A 7,791-nucleotide genomic window follows, 5' to 3' on the forward strand; every position below is an offset into this window, starting at 1 on the left:
ATCAAACAGCGAGAGAAGCTTCGCGATTGCCACGCGATCGTGAAGCTTCTCTAGCGCTCACCGTAGGTCTGCGCATCGCCGGGGAAGCGTCCGTCCCGGACCTCCTCGGCATAGAGGCGCACCGCCGCGTCGATCTGGGTCCGCAGCGTCCCGAACCGCTTCACGAATTTCGGGGTCCGCTCGGACAGGCCGAGCATGTCCTCCAGAACCAGGATCTGGCCGTCGCAGACCGGCGAGGCGCCGATGCCGATCGTCGGCGCCGTGACCTCCGGCGCGCCCGCGATGGCGCGGGCCACCGGCTCGACGATGCCCTCCAGCACGATCGCGCAGGCTCCGGCCTCGCTGATCGCCCGGGCATCCTCCAGGAGCAGGCGCGCTCCGTCCGGCCCCTTCCCCTGCACCCGGAAGCCGCCCATCGTGTGGATCGATTGCGGTGTGAGGCCGATATGGCCCATCACCGGGACGCCGCGCTGGGTCAGGAAGGCCACCGTCTCGGCGAAGCGCGCACCCCCCTCGAGCTTCACCGCGCCCGCGCCCGTCTCCTTGAGGATGCGGGCCGCGCTGGCGAAAGCCTGCTCCCGGCTCGCCTCGTAGGAGCCGAACGGCATGTCGACGACAACCAGGGCCCTGGCCGTTCCACGCATCACCGCCTGCGCCTGGAGGATCATCATCTCCAGGGTCACCGGCAGGGTCGAGTCCAGCCCGTGCATCACCATGCCGAGCGAATCGCCGACCAGGATGAAGTCGCAATGGGCGTCGAGGAGGCCGGCCATCTGGGCGTGACAGGCGGTGAGCGCGACGATCTTGCGACCTTCCGCCTTCCGCCTGGCGAGATCCAGGGCCGTGAGGCGGCGGGAGTCCACGACCTGCGACATGGCACGAAGTCCTCGTTCCGGCGGGCCACGGCCCGCTCTTGATCCCGGGCGCCTGGAGGTTTGGCACCGCCATCCGATTTGCACCCGACGGCATTCTGGTCCCGAACCGTGCGGGTGCACCAGGGCGAAGGGCTCGTCCGATCGCCTGCTCGCATTCGTCGTCCAGGCGCGGGCCATGGAGACCGGGGCCGCCCCGAGAATTGCGCGAGATCAATGCCGCCACCCGGCCCGCCTCCTAGGACTCTCGCGCCCGTTTCCGGGCAATTGGACAAGCGGCGATGGCCTCGACGGAACCCGTGCGAACACGACAAACCACGCCTCCGACCGGAGGTCGCACGACCCTGATCGAAGGCCGCACCAAGACGTTCGGGGCGGCGGCGACCCGGCGGGTCGTCTCGGCGCCCAACGGCGCGCTCTACGAGGCGCGACGCAAGATCCAGCCGCAGGCGGTGCGCGGGCGCTTTCGCACCGCGAAGTGGATCATCCTCGCCGTCACGCTCAGCATCTACTACCTGGTGCCGTTCCTGCGCTGGGACCGGGGCCCGGGCGCGCCGTCGCAGGCGGTGCTGATCGACCTCGACCGGGGCCGGCTCTACTTCTTCTTCATCGAGCTGTGGCCGCAGGAGGTCACCTACATCATGGGCCTCCTGATCCTGGCGGCCCTGATCCTGTTCCTGATGAACGCCGTCGCCGGCCGGGTCTGGTGCGGCTATCTCTGCCCGCAGACGGTCTGGACCGACCTGTTCCTGGCGATCGAGCGCCTGGTCGAGGGCGACCGCCGGGAGCGGTTGAAGCTCGATGCCGCGCCGTGGTCGATCGAGAAGGCCGCGTTGCGCACCATGAAGCATTCGATCTGGCTCTTGATCGCCTGGTGGACCGGCGGAGCCTGGGTGCTCTACTTCGCCGACGCGCCGACGCTGGTGCATCAGCTCGCGACCTTCCAGGCCCCGCCCGCCGCCGTCTTCGCCATCCTGACGCTGACCGCGACGACCTACATGCTCGCCGGCCACATGCGCGAGCAGGTCTGTACCTATATGTGCCCCTGGCCGCGCATCCAGGGCTCGCTCACCGACGAGCACTCGCTCAACATCCTCTACCGGGTCGATCGTGGCGAGCCCCGCGCCTCGGTCAAGAAGGCCACCCTGCTCCGCGCCGCCGGGCAGCCGGCCGGCGACTGCGTCGATTGCTTCGCCTGCGTGACCGCCTGCCCGGCGGGGATCGACATTCGCGACGGCCTCCAGATGCCGTGCATCCAGTGCGGCCTCTGCGCCGATGCCTGCGACGCCGTCATGGTGAAGCTCGGGCGCCCCACCGGCCTCATCGCCTACGACACCGAGGCGAATTGCCGGCGCCGGGCCGAGGGCCAGCCGCCACGGCAAAGAATCCTGCGCCCGCGCACCATCGCCTACGGGCTGCTGGTCGCCGGGATCGGCGGCTTCATGCTGACGACGCTGGCGACCCGCAGCTTCACCGGCGTGAACGTCCTGCACGACCGCAACCCGCTCTTCGTCACGCTCTCGGATGGCGGCATCCGCAACGGCTACACGGTGCGGGTCATCAACAAGCGCCCCTTCGCCCGGGACCTGACCCTCGCCGTCGAGGGGCTGCCCGGCGCCCGCACCGAGATCGTCGGCGCCTCGGAGGCGCGCCTCGCGGTGCCGGCCGACGCGACGCGGGAAGTCCGCGTCCTCGTCTTCGCGCCGCCCGGCACCGCCGGCTCGATCCCGCTGACCTTCCGCCTGGCCGATCCGGCCTCCGGCGAGACCGCCCTCGCGCAGGACCACTTCAAGGCGCCCTGACCATGTCCGCCCGTCCCCTCGCCGCCGCCCCGCCCTTCCGCCTGACCGGACGGCGCGTGCTTCTCATCCTCGTCGGCTTCTTCGGCACCATCGCGAGTGCCGATGCGGTCCTCGTCGCGTCGGCCCTTCGCACCTGGTCGGGCCTGGAAGTCGCCTCGCCCTACCATGCGGGCCAGGTCTACAATGCCGACCTCGCCCGGGCCCGCGCGCAGGATGCCCGGGGCTGGCACCTCGAGAGCGCCGTGGCGCGGGCAGGCGCGGGCGCGACGCTTGATGTCGTGGTGCGGGAGAGGACGGGGGATCCGCTGGCGGGCAAGGACCTGCGCGCCCGGCTGGAGCGCCCGACCGACGCCCGCGCCGACCGGGTCCTCGCCCTCGCCGAGACGGCGCCCGGCCATTATGCCGGACGGATCGCGATGCTGCCGGGCGGCCAGTGGCGGCTCGTCGTCGAGGTGCTGGGGCCCGATGGGGTCGAATTGCGGCGCGAGCGTCGCCTGACCCTCGAATAACGTCCGGGACGCGATCCGATGTGCTGCACCGACGCCGCCCTCGCCTATGTCGAGGCCCATGCCGCCTGGAGCGAGGCGAACACGACGCCCTCCCTCGGGCGCAACTACGAGGCTTTCGTCTCCCGTGACCCCGCGGGCATGGCCCGAGCGGAGTTCGCCGTCGAGGGCGTGCGCTGCGCCGCCTGCATGAGCGCGATCGAGCGCGGCGTGTCGGAGATCCCGGGCGTCGCGCGGGCGCGCCTCAACCTCTCCGACCGGCGCCTCGCGGTCGCGTGGGCGCCGGAGGCCGAGCCGGAGATCGGCGCGATCCTGGAGCGGCTCGATCGCCTCGGCTATGCCGCGCATCCCTTCGACCCGCGCCGGCCGGCCGATGCCGAGGCGGCGGAGACCGAGCGGCTGATCCGCGCCATGGCGGTGGCGGGGTTCGCTTCGATGAACGTGATGCTCCTGGCGATCTCGGTCTGGGCCGGCAACGTCTCCGACATGACGCCCGAGAACCGCGACCTCTTTCACTGGATCCAGGCGCTGGTCGCCCTGCCGGCGGCGGCCTATGCCGGCCGGCCCTTCTACGAGGGGGCGCTGCGGGGCCTGCGGGCCGGGCGGATTACCATGGACTTCCCCATCACCCTCGGGGTGGTGCTGACTTTGGTCATGTCGGTGGTGGAGACGGCCCGCGGGGCCACCCACGCCTATTTCGACGGCGCGATCATGCTGCTGTTCTTCCTGCTGATCGGCCGGGTGCTCGATCAGGCGATGCGCCGGCGCACCCGGGCGCTGGCCGAGAACCTGGCGGCCCTGCGCAGCGAGACGGCCGCCCGCATCGCGCCGGACGGGTCGGTGCGGGACGTGCCGCTGTCGGACCTCGCCCCCGGCGAGCGCGTGCTGGTGCGTCCGGGCGAACGGGTGCCGGTGGACGGGATCGTCGAGCGCGGCCGCTCGGATCTCGACCGCAGCCTCGTAACCGGCGAGACCGCCGCGGTCCCGGTGGAGGAGGGGGCCACCGTCCATGCCGGCGCCCTCAACGGCGACGGGGCGCTGGTCGTCACGGTCACGGCCGCGTCGGGCGGCACGCTCCTCGACGAGGTCGAGGGGCTGATGCGGCGTGCCCTCGAGGCGCGGTCCAGCACGCTGGTGCTCGCCGACCGGGCGACCCGGCTCTACGTGCCCCTGGTCCACACCGCCGCCGCCCTGGCCTTCGTCGTCTGGCTCCTGGCCGGGGCCGGCCCGCACGCCGCCCTGATGATCGCGGTCGCGGTGCTGATCGTCACCTGCCCCTGCGCGCTCGGCCTCGCGATCCCCGCCGTCCAGGTGGTCGCGGCGGGCGCGTTGTTCCGCGACGGCGTGCTGCTCGCCGACGGCACCGCCCTGGAGCGCCTGGCTGGGATCGACGCGGTGGTGTTCGACAAGACCGGCACCCTCACCCTGCCGGAGCCGGTCCTGGCGGCGTCCGGGGATCCGGCGGTCCTGGCGCAGGCCGCGCGCCTCGCCCTGTCGAGCCGCCATCCGATGGCCGCGGCGCTCGCCAAGGCGGTGCCCGGCGCCGGGCCCTGGCCGGGGGCGCAGGAGGCCGCCGGGCTCGGCGTGCGGGTTTTGGTCGACGGCGTCGAATCGAGGCTCGGCTCCCCGGCCTTCTGCGATGCGCAAGACCAGGCCGCCGCGGCGCTCGCCGCCGATCCGGAGGCGTCGGTCATCTGCTTCCGGGCCGGGAAGGGGACGCCCGTCGCCTATCCGGTGCGGCAGGCCCTGCGCCCGGATGCGGCCGAGGTGGTGGCGTCGCTGCGGGCCAGCGGCCGCCGGGTGGTCGTCCTGTCGGGCGACCGGCCCTCGGCCGTGGCGGCGGTCGCCGGGTGGCTCGGCATCGCGGAATGGGAGGCCGGCCTGACGCCGCAGGACAAGATCGCCCGCATCGCGGCGTTGAAGCAGGCGGGCCACCGGGTGCTGATGGTCGGCGACGGGCTCAACGACGCGCCCGCGCTCGCCGCCGCCGATGCCTCGCTCTCGCCGGTCACCGCCGCGCATGTGAGCCAGGCCGCCGCCGACGCCCTGTTCCTCGGCCGCAGCCTCGCCCCGGTCCTGTCGGTCCTCACGGTCGGCGCGCGGGCGAAGGCCCTGATGCTCCAGAACCTGTGGCTCGCCGCCGGCTACAACCTCGTCGCGGTGCCGCTCGCCGCCGCGGGCTGGCTCACCCCGCTGATCGCGGCGCTCGCCATGTCGGGCTCGTCGGTGGTCGTCACGCTCAATGCGCTGCGGGCGCGGGGCTCCCGTCCGGAAAGGTGGGAGCCCGCCGCCGCGCCGGCCCCGGCCGTCGTCGCCCCCGCCCTCTGAGGACCGGTTCCGATGAGCGTGCTTCTCCTCGTCATCCCGATCGCGCTTTGCCTCGGCGGGCTCGGCCTTGGCGCCTTCCTGTGGGCCCTGCGGTCCGGCCAGTACGACGACATCGAGGGGGCCGAGCTGCGGGCCCTGTCGGACGAATGAGACGATCGTCGCCCGGTCCATCCCCAACCCCGTCGAGCGCGGAAGCGCCCGGAGAGGGGCGCTCCGTCGACGCGACGAATGCTGCGAACGTCGCATGACCTGAAGATCTGACAAAGACGGCTGGCCGCACTGGCATTCCCGCCTGGCCTGGGGCACCTTGCGCCGCGCCGGGTGAGGCATCCGGGCGGGGCGAGAGACGGTGACCGCATGGGCGCGGACGATGGGCGGTGCGGCGAATCTTCACCCGGACGGGTCGCTGTCGCCCCGTTTCGGCCATGACGATCCCCGAGACGCCGTCCCCCGGCTCCCCGAACGCCGACGAGCTGCGGCGGACGCTCGACGAGGTCGGGATCTGCTTCTGGTCGCTCGACCCGTCCACCGGCCGCATCACCGTCTCGCCGAGCGGGGCCCGGCTGTTCGGCGTGCCGCCCGAGCGCCTCGCCACCTTCGAGGCGACGCAGAGCCTCGTCCATCCCGACGACCGCGCGGCCCGGGCGGCGGCCATCCGGCGGGCGCTCGCCCGCGGCGGCAGCTACGAGGTCGATTACCGCGTCGTGCGGCCCGACGGCGAGACCGACTGGCTGCGCTCCCGCGGGACCGTCGAGATCGACCCGGAGGGCGGGCCGCTGCGCCATCGCGGGGTGGTGTTCAGCATCCGGGCGCAGCGCCAGGCCGAGACCGATCTGCGTGCCCGCGAGGCGCATCTGCGCTCGATCCTCGAGACGGTGCCGGACGCCATGGTGGTCATCGACGAGGCGGCCCGCATCCAGTCCTTCAGCGCCACCGCGGTGCGCCAGTTCGGCTACGCGCCCGAGGAGGTGGTGGGCCGCAACGTCAGCCTGCTGATGCCCGAGCCCTATCGCAGCCGGCACGATTCCTACATGGCCCGCTACCTCGCCACCGGCGAGCGGCGCATCATCGGGATCGGCCGCGTCGTGGTCGGCCAGCGCAAGGACGGCTCGACCTTCCCGATGGAGCTGGCGGTCGGCGAGATGCGCTCCTCGGGCGCGCGCTACTTCACGGGCTTCATCCGCGACCTCACCGAGCGCCAGCGCACCGAGACCCGGTTGCAGGAACTGCAATCCGAATTGGTGCACATGTCGCGCTTCACCGCGCTCGGCGAGATGGCCTCGACGCTCGCCCACGAGATCAACCAGCCGCTGACCGCCATCGCCAGCTACCTCAAGGGCTGCCGGCGTCTGCTCGACCGGATGCAGGGCGCCGGCACGACGGCGCCCGAGATGGCGATGCTCGCCGGCGCGGTCGACCAGGCCGCCGACCAGGCCCTGCGGGCGGGGCAGGTCATCCGGCACCTGCGCGAGTTCGTCGCCCGCGGGGAGGGCGAGCGCCACATCGAGGAATTGCCCAAGCTGATCGAGGAGGCGAGCGCGCTCGCGCTGGTCGGCGCCAAGGAGCGCGGCGTGCACGTCACCTTCGCCCTCGACCCGGAGGCGCCGCTGGTGCTGGCCGACCGGATCCAGGTGCAGCAGGTCCTGCTCAACCTGATCCGCAACGCCATCGAGGCGATGCAGGATTCGGGCAAGCGCGAGCTGCACGTGAGCACGCGGGCGCTGCCGGAGGAGGGGCTCGTCGAGGTCGGCGTCACCGATACCGGCCCGGGCCTCGCCCCGGAGGTGGCGGCGCGCCTGTTCCAGCCCTTCGTGACCACCAAGCCGCAGGGGATGGGGGTCGGCCTGTCGATCTGCCGCACCATCGTGGAGGCCCATGGCGGCAAGATCCGGGCCGAGTCCCGGCCGGGGCAGGGGACCGATTTCCGCTTCAGCCTGCGGACGGTGGACAGGGGGGAGCTGGACGATGCCCGATGACCTGCTGGTGCATGTGGTCGACGACGATCTCGCGGTCCGGCAGTCCCTCGCCTTCCTGCTCGCCTCCGACGGGATCCCGGTGCGGCTGCACGACTCGGCCGTCGCCTTCCTGGAGGCGGTCGCGCGGCCGTCCGGCTGCATCGTCACCGATGTCCGCATGCCGGGCCTCGACGGCGTGGAACTGCTGCGCCGCCTGAAGGCGCGCGGCGAGGCGGTGCCGGTGATCGTGATGACCGGCCATGCCGACGTGCCGCTCGCCGTCGCGGCGATGCGGGAGGGCGCGGCCGACTTCATCGAGAAGCCGTTC

General features: G+C 72.6%; 7 protein-coding genes. 6 read left to right on the forward strand and 1 reads right to left on the reverse strand.

Translation table 11 applies throughout. The features are described from left to right. Nucleotides 1-50 precede the first annotated feature (50 nt). A complete protein-coding gene (gene panB / locus VP06_RS22200) occupies nt 51-875 on the reverse strand; it encodes a 3-methyl-2-oxobutanoate hydroxymethyltransferase (protein WP_048465969.1) in 825 nt (274 codons plus the stop codon). Nucleotides 876-1,153: 278 nt separating this feature from the next. Between panB and ccoG the strand changes: the two genes are divergently transcribed. The 6 genes from ccoG to VP06_RS22225 all read left to right on the forward strand — a co-directional run. Beyond that, nucleotides 1,154-2,674 (forward strand): cytochrome c oxidase accessory protein CcoG, encoded by a 1,521-nt coding sequence (gene ccoG / locus VP06_RS22205; RefSeq protein WP_082167551.1) that lies wholly within the window; start codon nt 1,154-1,156, stop codon nt 2,672-2,674. A 2-nt stretch (nt 2,675-2,676) separates the two neighbouring features. Then, complete coding sequence (locus tag VP06_RS22210; RefSeq protein WP_048465970.1) at nt 2,677-3,183, forward strand: FixH family protein; 507 nt, start codon at nt 2,677-2,679, stop codon at nt 3,181-3,183. A gap of 18 nt (nt 3,184-3,201) precedes the next feature. Further along, nucleotides 3,202-5,508, forward strand: a complete 2,307-nt coding sequence (locus tag VP06_RS22215; RefSeq protein WP_048465971.1) for a heavy metal translocating P-type ATPase — start codon at nt 3,202-3,204, stop codon at nt 5,506-5,508. Between the two features lie 12 nt (nt 5,509-5,520). Further along, the gene (ccoS, locus tag VP06_RS34130; protein ID WP_063928418.1) at nt 5,521-5,658 is read left to right on the forward strand and encodes a cbb3-type cytochrome oxidase assembly protein CcoS; all 138 of its coding nucleotides are present in this window, start codon (nt 5,521-5,523) and stop codon (nt 5,656-5,658) included. 275 nt (nt 5,659-5,933) lie between these two features. Beyond that, nucleotides 5,934-7,484 (forward strand): PAS domain-containing sensor histidine kinase, encoded by a 1,551-nt coding sequence (locus tag VP06_RS22220; RefSeq protein ID WP_048465972.1) that lies wholly within the window; start codon nt 5,934-5,936, stop codon nt 7,482-7,484. After that, nucleotides 7,474-7,791 (forward strand): response regulator (locus VP06_RS22225; protein WP_048465973.1); only part of this gene is annotated, 318 nt, incomplete at its 3' end. The genes VP06_RS22220 and VP06_RS22225, both read left to right, overlap by 11 nt.

The sequence above is a fragment of the Methylobacterium aquaticum genome (genome assembly GCF_001043915.1).
Classification (GTDB): domain Bacteria; phylum Pseudomonadota; class Alphaproteobacteria; order Rhizobiales; family Beijerinckiaceae; genus Methylobacterium; species Methylobacterium aquaticum.